At 71.2% G+C, this 17484-nt stretch carries 15 protein-coding genes and 2 pseudogenes; 7 read left to right on the top strand and 10 right to left on the bottom strand.

What is annotated here, in order from left to right; translation table 11 throughout:
- Position 1 precedes the first annotated feature (1 nt).
- Positions 2-616 (top strand): GTP-binding protein, encoded by a 615-nt coding sequence (locus IF20_RS12495; protein ID WP_052865164.1) that lies wholly within the window; start codon positions 2-4, stop codon positions 614-616.
- Between the two features lie 41 nt (positions 617-657).
- Entirely contained in the window at positions 658-1911 is a 1254-nt protein-coding gene (locus IF20_RS12490; protein ID WP_052865163.1) for a styrene monooxygenase/indole monooxygenase family protein, read from the top strand.
- Positions 1912-1986: 75 nt separating this feature from the next.
- Here IF20_RS12490 and IF20_RS12485 read toward each other — a convergent pair whose 3' ends face one another.
- The 4 genes from IF20_RS12485 to IF20_RS12470 form a co-directional block, all read right to left on the bottom strand.
- Positions 1987-3105, bottom strand: coding sequence for a C40 family peptidase (locus IF20_RS12485; protein WP_324605566.1), 1119 nt, complete (start codon positions 3103-3105; stop codon positions 1987-1989).
- A 198-nt stretch (positions 3106-3303) separates the two neighbouring features.
- The gene (locus IF20_RS12480; RefSeq protein ID WP_052865161.1) at positions 3304-3570 is read right to left on the bottom strand and encodes a hypothetical protein; all 267 of its coding nucleotides are present in this window, start codon (positions 3568-3570) and stop codon (positions 3304-3306) included.
- Between the two features lie 47 nt (positions 3571-3617).
- On the bottom strand, positions 3618-4358 hold the full coding sequence (locus tag IF20_RS12475) for a TetR/AcrR family transcriptional regulator (protein ID WP_110944088.1): 741 nt from the start codon (positions 4356-4358) through the stop codon (positions 3618-3620).
- A 76-nt stretch (positions 4359-4434) separates the two neighbouring features.
- Positions 4435-5379: an AurF N-oxygenase family protein gene (locus tag IF20_RS12470; protein WP_052865160.1), complete on the bottom strand. Its 945-nt coding sequence runs from the start codon at positions 5377-5379 to the stop codon at positions 4435-4437.
- 169 nt (positions 5380-5548) lie between these two features.
- On the opposite strand from IF20_RS12470, the gene IF20_RS12465 reads away from it, so the two are divergent.
- Positions 5549-6655 (top strand): ferritin-like domain-containing protein, encoded by a 1107-nt coding sequence (locus IF20_RS12465; protein ID WP_052865159.1) that lies wholly within the window; start codon positions 5549-5551, stop codon positions 6653-6655.
- Between the two features lie 53 nt (positions 6656-6708).
- Complete coding sequence (locus tag IF20_RS12460; protein WP_052865213.1) at positions 6709-7104, top strand: hypothetical protein; 396 nt, start codon at positions 6709-6711, stop codon at positions 7102-7104.
- On the opposite strand, the gene IF20_RS12455 is transcribed toward IF20_RS12460, so the two are convergent.
- The 4 genes from IF20_RS12455 to IF20_RS12440 form a co-directional block, all read right to left on the bottom strand.
- Positions 7070-7552 (bottom strand): DUF3291 domain-containing protein, encoded by a 483-nt coding sequence (locus tag IF20_RS12455; RefSeq protein WP_052865158.1) that lies wholly within the window; start codon positions 7550-7552, stop codon positions 7070-7072. The genes IF20_RS12460 and IF20_RS12455 overlap by 35 nt on opposite strands.
- A 101-nt stretch (positions 7553-7653) precedes the next feature.
- A complete protein-coding gene (locus IF20_RS12450; RefSeq protein ID WP_052865157.1) occupies positions 7654-8466 on the bottom strand; it encodes an ABC transporter ATP-binding protein in 813 nt (270 codons plus the stop codon).
- A gap of 66 nt (positions 8467-8532) precedes the next feature.
- Positions 8533-8991 carry an HD domain-containing protein gene (locus IF20_RS12445; protein ID WP_052865156.1) on the bottom strand — a complete coding sequence of 153 codons (459 nt, stop codon included), beginning with the start codon at positions 8989-8991 and terminating at the stop codon, positions 8533-8535.
- Positions 8984-10420, bottom strand: coding sequence for a hypothetical protein (locus IF20_RS12440; RefSeq protein ID WP_199896566.1), 1437 nt, complete (start codon positions 10418-10420; stop codon positions 8984-8986). The genes IF20_RS12445 and IF20_RS12440 overlap by 8 nt, the downstream gene beginning before the upstream one ends.
- A 356-nt stretch (positions 10421-10776) precedes the next feature.
- Between IF20_RS12440 and IF20_RS12435 the strand changes: the two genes are divergently transcribed.
- Positions 10777-11298, top strand: a complete 522-nt coding sequence (locus IF20_RS12435) for a hypothetical protein (protein ID WP_234426618.1) — start codon at positions 10777-10779, stop codon at positions 11296-11298.
- 188 nt (positions 11299-11486) lie between these two features.
- On the opposite strand, the pseudogene IF20_RS12430 reads toward IF20_RS12435, so the two are convergent.
- A pseudogene (locus IF20_RS12430) lies at positions 11487-12942 on the bottom strand (penicillin-binding transpeptidase domain-containing protein).
- Between the two features lie 335 nt (positions 12943-13277).
- Positions 13278-14651 (bottom strand): annotated as a pseudogene (locus tag IF20_RS12425) (FtsW/RodA/SpoVE family cell cycle protein); the annotation flags it as partial.
- A 275-nt stretch (positions 14652-14926) separates the two neighbouring features.
- Here IF20_RS12425 and IF20_RS12420 point away from each other — a divergent pair.
- Positions 14927-16213 (top strand): cytochrome P450, encoded by a 1287-nt coding sequence (locus tag IF20_RS12420; RefSeq protein WP_052865153.1) that lies wholly within the window; start codon positions 14927-14929, stop codon positions 16211-16213.
- 514 nt (positions 16214-16727) lie between these two features.
- Entirely contained in the window at positions 16728-17459 is a 732-nt protein-coding gene (locus tag IF20_RS12415; RefSeq protein WP_052865152.1) for a FadR/GntR family transcriptional regulator, read from the top strand.
- The last annotated feature ends 25 nt before the right edge of the window (positions 17460-17484 follow it).

Raw genomic sequence — 17484 nt, 5'->3', positions numbered from 1 at the left:
GATGACGGCGAGCGCCGGGACGCCTGCCGCCGACGAAGGTCTGCAGAGCTGGCAGACGGACCGTACGCGGGCCCCCATCGCCACGAAGATCGTGGTGGCGGGCGGGTTCGGCGTCGGCAAGACGACGTTCGTCGGGTCGGTCTCCGAAATCACGCCGCTGCAGACCGAAGCGGTGATGACGCAGGCCAGTGAGGACACCGACGACCTGACGGCCACCCCGGAAAAGACCACGACCACGGTCGCGATGGACTTCGGTCGCATCACGCTCGACCAGGACCTGGTCCTGTACCTCTTCGGTACGCCCGGCCAGCAGCGGTTCTGGTTCATGTGGGACGACCTGGTCCGGGGTGCCATCGGCGCGATAGTGATGGCGGACACCCGGCGGCTGGAGGACTGCTTCCCCGCTCTGGACTACTTCGAGAGCTGCGGACTTCCGTACGTCGTCGCCGTCAACCACTTCGAGGGGACCGCCGAATACGCGGCCGAGGATGTGCGCGAGGCCCTGTCCGTACCGCCCGACGTGCCCGTGGTGATCATGGATGCACGTCAGCGGATCACGGTCGTGGAGTCCTTGCTCACGCTCGTCGCGCATGCCCTGGAGTTGACCCCCGAATAGGTTCGCACCGCTCGCGAGCCCCAGCAGAGAAGAGCACCACCATGCGGAAGATACTCATCATCGGAGCCGGCCAGTCCGGGCTCCAGTTGGCTCTTGGCCTCCAGTCCAAGGGCTATGAGGTCACCCTCATGTCCAATCGCACCGCCGACGAGATCCGTTCCGGCCGGGTCATGTCCACGCAGTGCATGTTCCACACCGCCCTCCAGCACGAGCGTGACCTGCAGATCAACTTCTGGGAGAGCCAGGCCCCGCGCATCGAGGGCCTCGGTGTCTCCGTCGCCGCGCCCGGCAGCCACGAGTCGCCCGAGGGCACGCAGCGCGCCATCGACTGGGTCGGCAAGCTCGACGGCTACGCGCAGTCCGTCGACCAGCGCGTGAAGATGGCCGGCTGGATGGAGACCTTCGCGCAGCGCGGCGGCCAGCTCGTCATCCACGGCGCCGCCGTCTCCGACCTCGACTTCTTCGCCTCCCGCTACGACCTGACGCTGGTCTCGGCGGGTAAGGGCGAGCTGGTGTCCATGTTCGGCCGGGACGCCTCCCGTTCCCCGTACGCCACCCCGCAGCGCGCGCTGGCCGTCGCGTACGTGCACGGCATGGGCCCCCGCCCGGAGCACCCCGAGTTCGACGCGGTGCGCTGCAACCTCGTGCCCGGCGTCGGCGAGCTCTTCGTCATGCCGACCTACACCACCTCGGGCCGCGCCGACATCCTCTTCTGGGAGGGCATCCCCGGCGGTCCGCTGGACGCCTTCCAGGGCGTGAAGGACCCCAACGAGCACCTGGCGCTCACGCTGGAGCTGCTGGAGAAGTTCGTGCCGTGGGAGTACGCGCGCTCCACGAAGGTCGAGCTGACCGACGCGAACGGCACGCTGTCCGGCCGGTACGCGCCGACCGTCCGCAACCCCATCGGCCAGCTGCCCTCGGGCGGCCTGGTGCTCGGCGTCGCCGACGTGGTCGTGGCCAACGACCCGATCACGGGCCAGGGCTCGAACTCCGCGTCCAAGTGCGCCAAGGCCTACCTCGACTCGATCGTCGAGCACGGGGACAAGCCGTTCGACCGGGACTTCATGCAGGCCACCTTCGACCGGTACTGGAACACCGCCCAGCACGTCACCAAGTGGACGAACGCGATGCTGGCCCCGCCGCCGGAGCACGTCCTGAACCTCATCGGCGCGGCCGGCCAGCTCCAGCCGGCGGCCGACCGTTTCGCCAACGGCTTCAACGACCCCGCCGACTTCGAGAACTTCTTCTACGAGCCGGAGAAGACCAACGCGTACCTGGCCTCGCTGGGCGCCTGAGGGCGGTCACGCGGGACGGAACGGGGCGGCTCCCTCGGGGGAGCCGCCCCGTCGTCGTGTCCGGGCGGGCGGCCGTCAGTCCTTCGGGGCCGACGGGCTGCTGTAGCCCGTGTCGGAGCCCTTTTTCGCTTCTTCGGGGACCTCGGGCGGGGTGTAGTTCTTGAGACTGGCGGCGTCCTCGTCGGGGCGGACGGCGCCGAGGAGGGGGTTGGCGGCGATCGGGGAGATCTTGACGTCGGCGCCGGGGCGCGGTGCCTGGACGACCATGCCCTCGCCGATGTACATCGCCACGTGCGTGGCGCCGGGGAAGTAGATCACCAGGTCGCCGGGGCGGAGCTTGCGCAGGCTGACGTGCGGCAGCTGCTTCCACTGCTCCTGGCTCGTCCGGGGGATCGGCTTACCGGCGTGCGCCCAGGCCTGTGAGGTGAGTCCGGAGCAGTCGAAGGAGTCCGGGCCCTCGGCACCCCACACGTACGGCTTGCCGACCTGCGTCAGCGCGTACGCCATCGCCCGCTGCCCGCCCTTCGAGGGGGCCTGCGGACCGCCGAGCTTGCCGGAGCCGAGGAAGGCCTTCTGCGCGTCCGCCATGCCGGCCCGCTCCAGGCGGCTCAGCTCCGCCAGCTGCTCCGGCGAGAGGGAGGAGAGCATCGCCTCCACCTCCCGCAGCCGGCTCTCGACGGTCGCCTTCTGCTTCTTCTGCTTCTCCGCCAGGGACTTCTTCTTCTCCAGCGCCTTCTTCGCCGCGGTCGCCAGCTTGTCCGCCTCCGCGGCGCTGCCGGCGAGCCGGGTGACGGTGTCGGCCTGGTGGCCGGCCGCCTCCTTGAGCAGGTGGCCGCGGTCCAGCGCCTGCTCGGGGTCCTTGGAGAGCAGGAACTGCACGTACGGGGAGAGGCCGCCGGGTCCGGAACCGGTGTACTGCTCGCGCGCCAGCCGGCCGGCGTCCGCGCGGCCCTGCGCCAGGTCGGCGCGGGCGTCCTTCAGTCGGCCGTCCAGCTTCTTGGACCGCTCGGCCTGCGCCTTGAGGTCCTCCTCGGTGGCGTTGTACGCCTCGGTGGCCGCCTCCGTCTGCTGGTACAGCTTCTGCAGCCGGGTCAGCAGCTCGCTCACGGGGATGTCGGGCGGCGCTGCGGGCCGCGGTGTCGCGTACCCGGGAGCCGCGGGCAGTGCCACGGCGGCGGCGCTCAGCAACGCCACCGTCCCCACCGTCCGCCGGAACCGTCCCCGCACCGTGCACCTCCGCTCTGGACCGACCATCCGACTGTTTCGGATGGTGCCACGCGGCACACCTGCCCGCTCGGGGAGCGGGCGAACCGGGGGATGGGCGTCACCCGTTCGGCGGCCGTCATACGAGTCGTACAAGGGAAGAACGCCCGGGTCAGGCCGGGGGTTCCCTCAACGCTGACGCTTCCAGGGCCAGATGGGGCGGACCCCGCCGGGCTCCGCGTCCGCCGCGTAGGCGTACACCCAGCCGCGCGGCAGCCCGAGCCGCCCGGCGGGGCCCGGCTCGCGCCGGTAGACGTGCACCGTCGGCTCCGCGCCGGCCTCTCCGGGGACCGGGATCTCGTACCGGGCGGGCGGCCGGCCGGTCGCGCCGACCAGCACGGGGAGCACCCGGCCGTCCAGCGGGCCGCCGACGAAGGGTGTGTTCTCGCTTCTCACGCGCTCAGTGTCACATCAGCGCCGGCACCGGACCCGGGGGGCCGTGCTCAGAGCAGGTGGGCGGCGCCCCCGAGGATCGGTGCCAGCCGCTGCACGAGGGTGCCGGCCGGTCCCTCGCGGGGCTCGGCGGCCATGGCGGCGGCCGCGATCCGCCCGGTCTCCTCGTCGGTTGCCGAGGTGGCGAGGATCAGCGCGATGAAGTGGTCGACGAGCCAGTCGCGCAGCTCGTCCAGCGGCGGCTGCTTCTCCTCGTCCAGCCAGATCAGCGAGGCCGCCTCGACGGCGGTGAGCCACGTACGGACCATCATGCGCAGCCGGGGGCCCGGCTCCGGTGCGCCCAGGTGGTGCAGGATCTGCTCGGCGGCCGTGCGCCGCACCTCGTCGACGATGGCGTCGGTGCGCGCCGTCTCCACCACGCTGCCGCCCTGGAGCAGGGCGCTGAACCCGGCGTCGTGCTCGTCGACGAAGGCGAGGTAGCGGTCCAGGGCGCGGCCCAGCCGCTGGGTCAGCGGGCCGGTCTCGGCCTCGGCGAAGCAGTCTTCGAGGTTGTCGGCCGCACTGCGCAGCGCGGCTTCGTACAACTGCTGCTTGCCGCCGGGGAAATAGCGGTAGACCAGCGGCCGGGACACCTGTGCTGCGTTCGCCACGTCGTCCAACGACACGTCCTCGGGCGCGCGTTGGGCGAAGAGGCCGAGCGCCGCCGTCAGCAGCTGGGCACGCCGCTCCGCCACGCTCAGCCGCCGGTAGGCGGGGCGGGGGACTGCTGGGGCGGTGCCGCTGCCGTTCATAACCAGCAGCGTAACCGCCCCCTTCTCCGCCGTCCGGGGGTGGTTGGCCCCCTCCGCCGCCTCAGGCGCCGCCTCCTCAGGCCAGCAGGCCGGAGCTCTGCCAGAGCTTGCGGCCCGCGCCGCGCAGGACGCCGATCTCGTCCAGGAAGTCGGTCAGCCGCTTGGCGCCGGTCTGCATGACCTCGCGCCGGTGGCCGCTGGCCTTCACCTGGGCGACGGCCTCCGCGCGGTTCAGCCCCACGTTCGTGTAGACCATCGGGTTGATGAACGCCTGCGAGAAGACGCGGGCGAACTCGCCGGAGGTGAGCCGGGTGAACTCGCAGCTCCAGCGGGGCGCCGAGGTCATCTGGCGACGCAGCTCCTCGCGGGCGTACCGGACGTGCCGCGCCTCCTCCACGACGTGGATCCGGGTCACGCCGCGGACCAGCGGCTGGATGCGCTCGTCGGGGAAGGTGAGCCGCTGCATCCAGTCCAGGATCTCCTCGCCGAGCAGGGTCGCGGTGAACGAACCGGGCGTGGTGGAGACCGTCTTGAAGAGCCGGCCGAGGTTGTGGTGGGTCTTCGAGACGGGGTAGACGGGTGCCCCGCTGCGGCTTATCAGCCTCGCGAACATGTTGGAGTGCCGGCACTCGTCGGCTATCTCCGTGAGCGCGTAGCGGACGTGCGAGCTGGTCGGCGACTTGTCGTAGATGTGGCGGGTCAGCAGCTGCATCAGGATGATCTCGAACCAGATGCCCAGGGACGCCAGGGACGCCGCCTCGTGCTTGGAGAGTTCGATGCGCTGCTCCTCGGGCATGCGATGCCACAGCGGAGTGTCGTAGAGGGACACCAGCTCCGGAGGCCAGAACCACTTGCCCTCCTCCAGCGGCGCGTCCCAGTCCAGCTCGGTGTCCGGATCGAACGAGTGCTTCGCGGAGGAGTCGAGCAGGCGCTCGGCGACCTGCTCACGGTCCTTGAGCAGCCCGAGTGCGTCCCGCAGGGCCTCGGTCTCCGCCGTGCTGATGTCGGGAGCTGTCGTCATGGCTGTGGGTACCTCGCTCGTGGGTTACCGGCGGTCACGTTTTATGAGACTGCGTGTCAGTAAGGGCGTCAATCCCCTGCGCGCGACTTATTGACCCGTCGGTAAGGTGCGTGTGAGCCTGCCAACTACCGGACGCGCCGCGGCGTTCGGGATCCGAAGGGGGCCTCCCATGTCCACGCACGACCTCTACGTCACCGATCCGGGCGCGTCGCTGTGGCAGGTGCCCGCCACCGGCGCGGCCCGCTTCACCTGGGAGTACGACGACGGCCGCGACCGCCTCCTCGCCCTCTACAAGAAGGGCAAGGACAAGCAGTGGGACGCGGACCTGCGCATCGACTGGGACCTGGAGGTCGACCCGTACGACCCGCTCGGCACGCCCGACGAGTCGATGTCCCTGTACGGCACGAAGTACTGGGACCGGATGTCGCAGAAGGAGCGCGGGGAGCTGCGGCAGCACTACACCTCCTGGCAGTTCAGCCAGTTCCTCCACGGTGAGCAGGGCGCGATGGTCTGCGCGGCGCGGATCGTCGAGTCGGCCCCCGACCTGGACGCGAAGTTCTACTCCGCGACCCAGACCATGGACGAGGCGCGGCACGCCGAGATCTACAGCCGCTTCCTCCAGGAGAAGATCGGGATGCTCTACCCGATCAACGACAACCTCCAGTCCCTGCTGAACGACACCCTCAAGGACTCCCGCTGGGACATGCCCTACCTGGGCATGCAGGTCCTCATCGAGGGCCTCGCGCTGGCCGCCTTCGGCATGATCCGCGACACCACCAACAAGCCGCTGCCGAAGCAGATCCTCGCCTACGTCATGCAGGACGAGGCCCGCCACGTCGCCTTCGGGCGGATGGCCCTGCGCGACTACTACAAGCAGCTCACCGAGGCCGAGCTCCGCGAGCGCGAGGACTTCGTCATCGAGGGCTGCTACCTGATGCGCGACCGGCTGCGCGGCCTCGAAGTGCTGGAGAACTGGGGCATACCCAAGGCGGAGGCCGAGGAGTTCACCGAGCAGTCCGAGTTCCTGCACCTCTTCCGGAAGCTGCTCTTCAGCCGCATCGTCCCGTGCGTGAAGGACATCGGCCTGTGGGGCAAGCGCCTCCAGCAGACCTACCTCGACATGGGCGTCTTCGACCTCGGCGACTCCAACCTGGACCTGCTCATGGCCCAGGACGAGGAGCTGGCCGAGAAGCTGGACGCGGAGCGCTTCGCCGCCGAGGAGGCCGCCCGCACCGCCGAGGTCGCCGAGGCGATCGAACGCGGCGGCACCGCGTAGTGTCGGGAAGACCCCGGCGGCCCGGCCTGCCGCGGTCGGCGGCCGGCTGGACCATGGCCGTCTTCGGCGGCTGCGCCCTGGTGATGGGGGTGACCGGGCTGCTGGCGCCCGGCGCGCTGCTCGCCACGCTCGGCTTCGCCGACCCGGCCGTCCGCGCCCCCGCCGACCACACCCGCACCTTCCTGACCGCGTCGTCGACGGCGTCCCTCAACATGGGCGCTTACTACCTGCTCGCCGCCGCGGCCGACTGGCGCGCCTTCTTCCGCTGGACGGTGCCCTTCCGCCTGCTGACCTGCGCCGTCTTCACCGCAGCCGTGATCTCCGGCGCGGCTCCCACCGGCTTTCTCGGCGTCGGCCTGTGGGAGGGCGCGGGCGCGGTGGTGACGGGGTACGCGCTGCTCAGGGAAGGGCGCCTCAGAGGGCGGCGGGGAACGTCGTACGGAGGCTGAAGGAGTGCGGCGTCGGGCCGTGCTCCCGCAGGTGCAGCAGGCGCTCCTCGGCCTCGGCGACGGTCGGCTCGTGGCCCGGCGCGACCCACCACAGCGCGGTCATGGCCTCGTCGACCTTCTCGAACCACTCGCGGCGCCGCGCCAGGAACTCCCGGTGCAGGCCGGTGTACATGAACGAGGTGAGGGACGGCAGGTCCTGCCACACCGACATGTTCACGATCAGCCAGTCGTCCTCGAAGATGCTGATGTCGGTGGCGTCCCCGCCCTCCGACTTCAGCCGCCACAGGAACCCGTCGGCGGCCTCGGCCAGCGCGTTCACCGGGTCCAGCCCGTCGACGAAGTCCTTGAGTTCAGGAGAGTCCAGCGGAGCCTTGAGGCGGGCGATGTTGACCTGGGCGAGTGCCGGTAAGGGGGCGGGCGGCGGCGTGGCCGCGGCGGGTGTGATCATGCCCGCACCCTAGCCAGCGGGTGCGGGCACGGTCACCGGGTCGCCCGCATGCTGGTCACGGGGGCGGCCGCATGCTGGTCCCGGGGTCGGCCGCGGCGCGGTCAGCGGCGGCCCGAGCGGGCCAGCCAGCGGCCCTCGTGGCGGGTGACCTCGATCGGACGGCCGAAGCACGCCGTCATGCCGGCCCCGGTCAGTACCTCCTCGACGGGGCCCTTCGCCTGGACGCGACCCTCGCGGAGCAGCACCGCGTGGCCGATGGCCGGCGACAGCTCCTCCAGGTGGTGGGTCACCGTGATCGTCGCCAGCTCCGGCCGGTTCAGGGCCAGTTGGTGCATGGTGTCGATCAGGTCCTCGCGGGAGGGCAGGTCGAGCGCGTTGAACGGCTCGTCGAGCAGCAGCAGCGAGGGGTCGGCCATCAGGGCGCGGGCGATGAGCAGCCGCGCCCGCTGCCCGCCCGAGCACACCCCGTACGGCCGGTCCGCCAGCTCCTTGCAGTCCAGCTCGGACAGCAGCGCGTGCGCGCGCTCCCGCGTGGCGTCGTCGTACTTCTTCCACAGCGGCTGCACGGTGCCGCTGGCGCCGGTGAGGACGACCGTGTGCCCCGGAAGGTCCTGCGGTACCTTCTGCGCGCTGCTGACCAGGCCGATCGCGGCCCGCAGCTCCCGTACGTCGACCGTGCCGAGCCGGTGCCCGAGCACCTCGACGGTGCCGGTGGTGGGGAACATCATCGCGCCGACGAGGCGGAGGATGGTGGTCTTCCCGGCACCGTTCGCGCCGAGCAGCGCCCAGTGCTCCCCGTTGCGTACGGACCAGTCGATGGAGTCGAGGATGACCTGGCCGGTGGTGATGCGGCGGACGCTCGCCCCCGAAAGAGCAGCGATCACACGCGCCTGGGTGTCGTCCGATGCGCTCATGCGCGGCAGGTTAGCTGCATTGGGCATCTTTGCGTGGGGGTGTCCGGCGGGTGGACGGACGGGCACTCAGCCGCCGGCCAGCCCCAGCAGTCCCCGCATCCGCGCGTACTTCGCCGTCAGCCGCTCCCGGGTCGCCGGGTCCAGCACGGCCAGCCGGTCCGGATCCGCGTTGTGGGCGAGGTCGGCCTCCTTGACCAGCAGCGCGCCGGGCGTGGCCAGGATCCGCGCGGCGTACTCCTCCGGCGGCTCCCCGGCCCGCTTCGTGACGGCCAGGACCATGTCCTTCGTGGCCTGCGTCAGCGCCGCCTCCGCCAGCCACGCCGCCGACAGCGCGTCGTCCTCCACCGCGTCGTGCAACCACGCCGCCGCGATCTGCTCGGCACTCCCGCCGCGCGCCCGCACGCCTGCCGCCACCGCCGCCAGGTGCTCGGCGTACGGCCGTCCGGCCTTGTCCGTCTGGCCCTCGTGCGCCCGGCGCGCCAGCGCCTCGACCTCGGGCAGTGTCAGCAGCGTCGTGTCACTCATGGGGCCATTGTGGCGCGGCACCCGCCGACGGCGCCGGACGGTACCGGGCGGTCTGGAGCCAGCCCTCGGGAATTGTCTCCGTCACCTGTACGGTCTGCCGCCGGCGTGCTCCGGCCAGCCGGGCTGCTTGCTCGACCACGGGCAGCAGGTCGGTGGGGGAGCTGCCGGACTCCGGCGGTACCGCGCGCAGACCGAGTGCGCTGAGCTGGTGCGCCAGTTCCGCGGGGAACGCCTCTGCGGGCAGTGTCCACGAGGCGGCGCCCGTGACATCGACCTGACGTATCAAGTCCTCCGCGCAGAAGTTGAGTCGGTAGCCGAGGTATTGGCGGTACTCGTCGAAGAGGAGGCATCCGGTGATGCGTCCGTAGTGCCCTTCCGCCCACTCCGTCAGCTTTTTGACGGCGACCGGCAGCTGCGCCGCCCGCCCGAGACAGGCCGCGTACCCTTCGGCCGTCACCGAACCCTCGGTGAAGAGGCCGGCGTGCTCGTCGAAGCGGACGGAGCCGGGCGCGGTTCCGATATGGAACACCAGCCGCCCGTCGCCGCTCTCGGTCGTGCCGTACCGGGCGCACAGTTCGGCGTACCGGGCGGTGTGGAGAGCCGCCGGGTCGATCCTCTCGGCGACCACCGCCACGGTGGCGTCCGGGTTCCCCGTGAGCAGGACTTCGGCGGTGGCCAAAGCATCATCGGCGCCGCCGGCCACGATCCAGCTGTCCGCGACGGTCGGTGCGATATCGCCCGTCGTCAGCTGGGTTCCGTAATACAGCCGTCCGCCGGCTTGCCGTGCTTCGTGGAAGGCGATGTCCGCCCGCATCACGGAGATCGGCACGGCCAGCGAGTCGGTCAGCGCCGGGTCGGAACGGTCCAGCAGCGCAAGGATGTCCGGCACCGTGCACCCTTGCTCGATCAGCGCGACCATCGAGTCACCGAGATGCTGCGACTTCGGGCGCACCGTGTTCAGCTGGGCCAGCATCCAGGGCACGGCCTCGTGGCCGTTGTTCATTTCGGGAACGCAACCGGGGGTGATCTGGGAGGGCAGCCCCGGGGCGATGGTGGGGATGCCGTCCACCGGGACCATCATTCCCTCGCCGCCGGAGAGGGGGTGGACGAGTGCGACCATCTCGCGTTCCCTGTTCAACGCGAGGAAACCGTCCCCGTCCACCATCGGACCGCACGCGGCCATGCGGTCCAGCCAGGCTCGGACGGCGAGTGTGGGCACCCGCTCGCCGGGAGCCGCGACCGCATACGGGTCGAATCCGTACGCGGCCAACTGCCGGAGCATGTCGGGCGTCTGGGCGAGACGGCTCAGGGGAGCGCAGTGATGCGGGCCGGCCCGGCGATCGACCAGCAGTGCTCCGTCCGGCCGGGCGAGCACGGCGGGCCCGCCCCCGATCATTATCTTCCTGGCCTGGACCCCGTTCCCGGACATGGCCACATCCCCCCGCAGCGACGATCACATGACGAGGTCTCACCCTACGTGCGGCACCGGTACCAAGTGCGTGCTGCGCTGCTCCTGTTGCTACCGCGTGGAGGAAGCCGTGCACCGCACCGGCCGATCGACGGGAGTGCACCGGTGCGAGGATCGGTCACGGCTGCTGCAACCCGGCGGACCGCGATTCGGGGCGGCCGCTGGGAAGTATCGCTGGGAAGTATCGCTGGGAAGTATGAGGAAAGGCGTGGAACGCAATGGGTGAGTCGACCGCCGAACAGTCCCCCGACGACATGGCTGAAGAGCTCAGAGGCCTGGGGTACGTGGATTGGCCGGCTGTCTGGTCCGGTCCGCCCATGCCCGGTCCGAGCCTGGACGACTGGTGTGCGCTGTTCGGCTGGCGCCCGATATCGGTGGAGCGGGTGTTGCGCGTCCGCACCATGTCGGGAACACAGCTGGTCCTCCAACCGGTCCACTCCGGAGGGTGGAGCCCCGTCTCGGCGGTCGGGTACACCGTGTGGCACCTCACGGCCGGCTCGCCGGAAGAGGACGAACTCGTTCTGGAAGAAGGGGCCGCAGTGTGGTCGCAGTACGTCGCCGCAGCCCGGGGCGTGCTCGGGGAGCCGGTGTTCGCCGGTTCCTGGAACGACCCGGGTTTCCCCGAGCCATCGGACGAGTGGCATTGGCTCACGCCCTCGGAACCGCGCCTGAAGAGGCGCAATCCGTATCGCATGGCCATGTGGCGGTCCCCCGACCCCGAGGGGCCGGTGACAGAGCTTTCCCTGCGGCACGGAGGGAAAGCGAGTTCGGGGGCGGGACGACGCGGCGTCATGGTCGTCCTGCGCTGCCACCCGAGGGACGTCCAGGAGCTTCATTGACTCCCTTCCCGGCAACGGGAGCCACCGAGCCGCTGGACTGAGACGCGGCCACCGGGCCGCCGGACCGAGAGATGCGCCTCGGGGTGGTTCCTCGTCCTCTTCGCCTTCTTCGCCTTTCTCGCCTTCCCCTCCTCGTTCTCCTCGTTCTTCTCGTCCTTCTTGTCGGTGCCGGTTCTCCTCGTCCGTCCTCACCGGTCGAGTGCCGCGCGCATGACCTGGCGGGCGAGGGGCGCCGCGCTGCCGCCGCCGCTGATGTCGGCGCGGCGGGCCGCGGCGTCCTCGACCACGACGGCCACCGCGACGGCGGGTTCCTCCGCGCCGTCCGCCTGGGCCCAGGAGACGAACCAGGCGTAGGGCGTGCCCGAGTTGCCGACGCCGTGCTGGGCCGTGCCGGTCTTGCCGCCGACGGTCGCGCCGGGGATGGCCGCCTTGGTGCCGGTGCCCTTGGTCACCACGTCGGTCATCAGGGCGCGCAGCTGGTGCGCGGTGTCCTCGCTCATCGCGCGGTGCAGTCGGCGCGGCCGGGTGTGCGTGAGGGTGTGTCCCCGCGCGTCGGTCAGCCGGTCCACCAGGTACGGGCGCCGCAGATCGCCGTCGTTGGCGACCGCGGCGGCGACCATCGCCATCTGCAGCGGGGTGGCGGCGGTGTTGTACTGGCCGATGGAGGAGAGCGCGAGCTGCGCGTCGTTCATGTCGGTGTCGAAGGTGCTCTCGGCGACGCGGGACGGGATCATCAGCGAGTCGTCGTTGAAGCCGAACTTCTCGGCCGTGTCCGCCATGCCGTCCAGCCCGACGTCCACGCCCAGGCGCGCGAAGACGGTGTTGCAGGAGACCTCGAAGGCGCCGGAGCGAAGCGTCCTTGCAGCCGCCCGCCTCGTTGGTGAGCCGGGTGGAAGTGCCGGGCAGCGTGAACGGGCTCGGGGTGTCCGTGGCGGCATCCGGGTCCTCCACCACGCCGTGGTCCAGCGCCGCGGCCGCGGTGACGACCTTGAACGTCGAGCCGGGCGGGTACGTCTGGCGCAGCGCCCGGTTCAGCATCGGCCGGTCGGCGGCAGCGTTCAGCCGGGCCCAGGCGTTGCTACTGGCGGTGCTGCTGCCGGACAGCTCGCCCGGGTCGTACGAGGGCGTGCTGACCAGCGCAAGGATCTTTCCGGTCGCCGGTTCCACGGCGGCCACGGCGCCCTTCTTGCCGCCCAGCCCCTCGTACGCGGCCCGCTGCACCGATGGGGCGATGGTGGTGACCACGTCCCCGGCGGGCTGCTGTTCGCGGGTGAGCGCGGTCCACAGCGGGACGGGCGCGAGCCGGGCGTCGGTGCCGGAGAGGATGGCGTCCTCGGCGTTCTCCAGGAGCGAGGTGCCGTAGATCTGCGAGGCGTACCCGGTGACCGGCGCGTACAGCGGCCCCTGGGTGTACGTACGGGCGTACTGCAGCGAGCCGCCGCTGTCCCGGGAACCGGCCACGGGCGCGTCGCCGACCACGATGGAGCCCCGCGGCTGGTCGTACCGCTGGAGGGCGGCCCGGTGGTTGGCGGGGTTGTGGGCGTACTCGTCGGAGTTGAGGAGCTGCACGCGGGCGGCGTTCAGGAGCAGCAGGACCAGGAGGAGCAGGCAGAACACCGAGGTGCGGCGGATGTGGCGGATCACCTGGTGCCTCCGTTCCGGCGGCGGTTCGCGGCTCGGCGGTTCCCGGCCCGGCGCCGGCCGCCCGGCCGCCCGTCGCGCTGTCCGTAGCGCGGTCCGGCGGCCTGCGCGCCCGGCCCATGGCGCCCTCCGCCGTCGTACCGGCCGTCCCCGCCGTCGTACCGGTCGTACCGGCCGTCCCCGTCGTCGTACCGGCCGTCCCCGTCGTCGTCCCCCTCGGGTCCGGTGCCGTCCGCACCGTTCCCGTCGGTCCCACCGTTCCCGTCGGTCCTACCGTTCCCGTCGGTCCTACCGTTCCCGTAGGTCTCATCGTTCCCGTCGGCCCCCTCCTCCGGAATCACCACCCGTGCGATCACTCCCGTGTCCGCGCGGGCCGGGCGGGGGCGGCGCGCACGGTCGCTGATGCGGACCAGCAGCGCGATCATCATCCAGTTGGTGACGACGGAGGAGCCGCCCTGGGCCAGGAACGGCATCGCCATCCCGGTGAGCGGGATCAGCCCCATCACCCCGCCCGCGATCACGAACACCTGGATGGCGAGGAGCGAGGACAGGCCGACCGCGAGCAGCCGGCCGAAGGGCTCGCGGAGCGCCAGGCCCGCGCGGTAACCGCGGGCGACCAGCAGCGTGTAGAGGAGGAAGAGCGCGGTCAGCCCGGTGTAACCCAGCTCCTCGCCCGCCGTGGCCAGGATGAAGTCCGACTTCATGGCGAAGCCGATGAGGGCGGAGTGGCCCTGGCCGAGGCCGGTGCCGAGCATGCCGCCCGCGCCGAAGGCGAAGAGCGACAGGGCGAGTTGGCTGGCGCCCTCGCCCCGCTCGATGCTCGCGAAGGGGTGCAGCCAGTCCGCGACGCGGCTGTGCACGTGCGGTTCGACGCTGCCGACGGCCGCCGCGCCGACCGCGGCGAGCAGCAGTCCGACGGCGATCCAGCCGGTGCGCCCGGTCGCCGCGTACAGCAGGACGACGAAGACGCCGAAGAAGAGGAGGGAGGTGCCCAGGTCCCGTTCGAGTACCAGGACCGCCACGCTGACCAGCCAGATCGCGACGATGGGGCCGAGCACCCGGCCGGTCGGCAGCTGCATCCGCCACAGCCGGCGGCCGGTGTACGCCAGCGCGTGCCGGTTCGCCGCGAGGTAGGCCGCGAAGAAGATGCTGAGCAGGATCTTCGCGAACTCGCCGGGCTGGATCGAGAACCCGGCGAACCGGATCCAGATCTTCGCGCCGTTGACCGCGGGAAAGAGGATCGGTACGACCATCAGGACGAGCGCGACGGCGACGCTGAGGTAGGCGTACCGCTGCAGCACCCGGTAGTCGCGCAGCAGCGCCAGCACGCCGATGAACAGCGCCACGCCGAGCGCGGACCAGATCAGCTGGGTGGGCGCCGCCTCGTCGTGCGGCGTCTCCTGGTCGAGCCGGAAGATCAGGACGAGGCCGAGGCCGTTGAGCAGGACCGCGATCGGCAGCAGCAGCGGATCGGCGTAAGGCGCCCGGAACCGTACGGCGAGATGGCCGAGGAGCGCCAGCACGGCCAGTCCCGCGCCGTAGCTCGCGGCGCCGGCCGGTACGGTGCCGTGCCGGGCGAGGCCGACCTCGACGTAGCCGTAGACGCTGATCAGGACGGCGCCGGCGAGCAGCAGCAGTTCGACGCCGCGGCGCCTGGGCAGCCGGATACCTGGGGGAGGGGCGTCCGCCGTCGCGGCCGTGGTCGCGGTCATGTCAGGCAAACTAGCAAGAGGCCGGGCACAAGCCACCGAGGACGATCATGATCAGGCCCTGGCGCCGCCGGTGTCGGTGTACGGGGGCCGGTACACGGGGTGCCGATGTACGGGTGCGGGGGCGGAGGGCTGCTACGGGGAGGTGGCTGCTGGGGGCAGACGGGTGCAAAGGGTGGTCGACGGGGCGCACCGGGCGTAACAGACGTTCATCTTGTTATCACTTCGCTGCCAGGTCGCTTGGTCAGCACGGGTATCGGCCAGGCAGTATTGCGGGCATGACCAAAATCCGCTCGGGCGTCACCGCTTGGCTGGCCCGCAGATATCTCGCGCGGACTCAGAAAAAGGGCTTCGATCTGTCCCGAATGCCCTTCTTGCCCGAGTCCACCCTCATGCCGCTGCGTCGCCACGGCCTTGACCCGGTGGCCGACTTGTCGGAAGTGCGGCAGAAGTCGCCGGTGAGTGTGCTGCCCGTGCCGCTCGCCTCCAATGTGTGGCTGGTCACCGGCTATGACGAGGTGAAGGAGGTGCTGGGCAAGGCGAAGGCCTTCAGCAGCGATTACACCAACCTCGTCGGCAATGCCGGCGCCGACGCCGGCAAGAACCCCGGAGGCCTGGGATTCGCCGACCCGCCGGACCACACCCGGCTGCGCCGCCTGCTGACCCCCGAATTCACCATGCGCCGGCTCGGCCGGCTCACGCCGCGCATCCACGAGATCGTCGAGGACCGGCTGACGGAAATGGAGCGCCTCGGGCGCTCGGGCGAGCCCGTCGACATCGTCCACACCTTTGCCCTGCCCATTCCCTCCCTCGTCATCTGCGAGCTGCTGGGAGTTCCCTACGAGGACCGCGCCGACTTCGAGCGGCTGAGCGCGGCCCGCTTCGACCTCTTCGGCGGCGCGAGCGCCTCCTTCGGTGCCATATCGGAATCGCTCGCCTATTTCCAGGAAATCGTCAAAAAGGAGCGCAAGAACCCCGGTGACGGCCTGCTCGGCCAGATCGTGCGCGATCACGGCGACACCGTCACCGACGATGAGCTGGCCGGACTCGCCGACGGTGTGCTCACCGGCGGCTTCGAGACCACCGCGAGCATGCTCGCGCTCGGCGCCCTCGTCCTGCTCCGTGACCCGGACCACTTCGCGGCGCTGAAGGACGGCGACGACGCCGCCGACCGCTACGTCGAAGAATTGCTGCGTTACCTCACCGTCGTACAGGTCGCCTTTCCCCGGTTCGCCCGGGAGGAGGTGGAGATCGGCGGCATCCGCATCGCCGAGGGCGACGTCGTCCTGTGCTCGCTCAGCGGCGCCGACCGGGACGGAAAGCTCGGCCCGGACATGGAGCAGTTCGACCCGACCCGCAAGGTCCCCTCGCACCTCGCATTCGGTTACGGAATCCACCGCTGCGTCGGCGCCGAGCTGGCCCGGATGGAACTCCGCGCCGCGTATCCGGCCCTGGTCCGCAGATTCCCGAACATGCGGCTCGCCGTGCCGGAACAGGAACTGGCATTCCGCAAGCTGTCGATCGTCTACGGAGTGGAATCGCTGCCGGTACGCCTGCACGGCTGAGGGCGCGGGACGCCGGCGGGGGCATCGGCGCCGGCGGCCGGCAGGAAAGCAATCGCGGGAACGGGAAGAGGGGAACGGGGGGATCGGGGGGGAGCGGGGGAGAGGGAGAACGGGGAGAGGGGGAAGGGGGAAGCGGCCGGACGCGGCGGGAAAGCGTCCGGACGCGGCGGGAAGCGTCCGGTCCGACCGCAATTACGGCGTGACCTGCCGTGTGACATAGTTTTTCGGTGCGGCACCGGCCGATCGGGATGCTGTGCTGATCGGGATGCCGTGTCGATCGGGAGGCAGCGCGCCGGTCGGGACGCCGTGTTGATCGGGACGCGGCGCGCCGGTCGGGATGCCGTGTCGATCGGGATGCCGTGTTGATCGGGATGCGGCGCCGGTCGGCCAGAGCCGCGGTGCCGGTCGACCGGAGGATGCCGCGCCGGCCGAGCAGTGCTGCGCCGACCGATCGTCAGAGGACGCGGTGCCGACCGACCAGAAGATGCGGTACCGGCCGACCAGGGAGTGACGGATGGCTGTCGAATGGCGACCCGTACGGCAGTCCCGTACGCATGAGCTCGTTCTCGAAAGCATCGAGGAGCGGGTGCTCGCCGGCGAGCTGAAGGCCGGCGACCGGCTGCCGCCCGAGCGCGAGCTGGCCCCGGTGCTGGGCGTCAGCCGCTCCGCTCTCCGCGAGGCGCTCCGCGTACTGGAGACCATCGGCGTCCTGGTGGCCCAGGCCGGCCGCGGTCCCGACGCGGGCGCCCGGATCGTCCGCAACCCCGACGACGCGCTCGGCCGGCTGCTCCGCCTCCACTTCGCCCTCGGCAGCTACTGCCTGGAGGACGTCCTGGAGGCCCGCGTCACCCTGGAACGCTCCAGCTTCCACGCCGCGGCGGAGCACGCCGCCGCAGCGGACCTGGACGAGGCGGCGGCGCTCGTCGCGCGGATGGCCGCGCCGGAGGTGAGCGTGCCGGAGTTCAACGACCTGGACACCCGGTTCCACGTCCAGATCGCCCGGAGCTCCGGCAACGCGCTCACCTCCACCCTCACCGCGGCCGTCCGCGAGTCCGTACGGCCGCTGATCCTGCGCGCCCTGGAGGCCGCCGAGGACTGGCCGGCCACCGCGGCCGCGCTCAACGCCGAGCACACCGAACTGCTCCGCCTGGTACGCGCCGGCGACGGTGCCGGCGCCGCCGACCTGGCCGAACGGCACATCCGGGGCTTCCACGGCACGCTGGTGGAGGACCGACCGGAGGGCTGAGCGCGGCGCCGCCCCCCGGGGGCGA

Origin of the sequence: Streptomyces niger, assembly GCF_000718305.1 — a bacterium.
Lineage (GTDB): Bacteria > Actinomycetota > Actinomycetes > Streptomycetales > Streptomycetaceae > Streptomyces > Streptomyces niger.
This window is presented reverse-complemented; position numbering and strand designations above follow the sequence as displayed.

Coding starts and splice junctions, on each gene's coding strand:
- IF20_RS12440 (WP_199896566.1), bottom strand. CDS start 10,420: ATGTCCGGGAACGGGGTCCAGGCCAGGAAGATAATGATCGGGGGCGGG.
- IF20_RS12420 (WP_052865153.1), top strand. CDS start 14,927: ATGACCAAAATCCGCTCGGGCGTCACCGCTTGGCTGGCCCGCAGATAT.
- IF20_RS12465 (WP_052865159.1), top strand. CDS start 5,549: ATGTCCACGCACGACCTCTACGTCACCGATCCGGGCGCGTCGCTGTGG.
- IF20_RS12475 (WP_110944088.1), bottom strand. CDS start 4,358: ATGAACGGCAGCGGCACCGCCCCAGCAGTCCCCCGCCCCGCCTACCGG.
- IF20_RS12495 (WP_052865164.1), top strand. CDS start 2: ATGACGGCGAGCGCCGGGACGCCTGCCGCCGACGAAGGTCTGCAGAGC.
- IF20_RS12490 (WP_052865163.1), top strand. CDS start 658: ATGCGGAAGATACTCATCATCGGAGCCGGCCAGTCCGGGCTCCAGTTG.
- IF20_RS12450 (WP_052865157.1), bottom strand. CDS start 8,466: ATGAGCGCATCGGACGACACCCAGGCGCGTGTGATCGCTGCTCTTTCG.
- IF20_RS12470 (WP_052865160.1), bottom strand. CDS start 5,379: ATGACGACAGCTCCCGACATCAGCACGGCGGAGACCGAGGCCCTGCGG.
- IF20_RS12435 (WP_234426618.1), top strand. CDS start 10,777: ATGCCCGGTCCGAGCCTGGACGACTGGTGTGCGCTGTTCGGCTGGCGC.
- IF20_RS12460 (WP_052865213.1), top strand. CDS start 6,709: ATGGCCGTCTTCGGCGGCTGCGCCCTGGTGATGGGGGTGACCGGGCTG.
- IF20_RS12445 (WP_052865156.1), bottom strand. CDS start 8,991: ATGAGTGACACGACGCTGCTGACACTGCCCGAGGTCGAGGCGCTGGCG.
- IF20_RS12455 (WP_052865158.1), bottom strand. CDS start 7,552: ATGATCACACCCGCCGCGGCCACGCCGCCGCCCGCCCCCTTACCGGCA.
- IF20_RS12415 (WP_052865152.1), top strand. CDS start 16,728: ATGGCTGTCGAATGGCGACCCGTACGGCAGTCCCGTACGCATGAGCTC.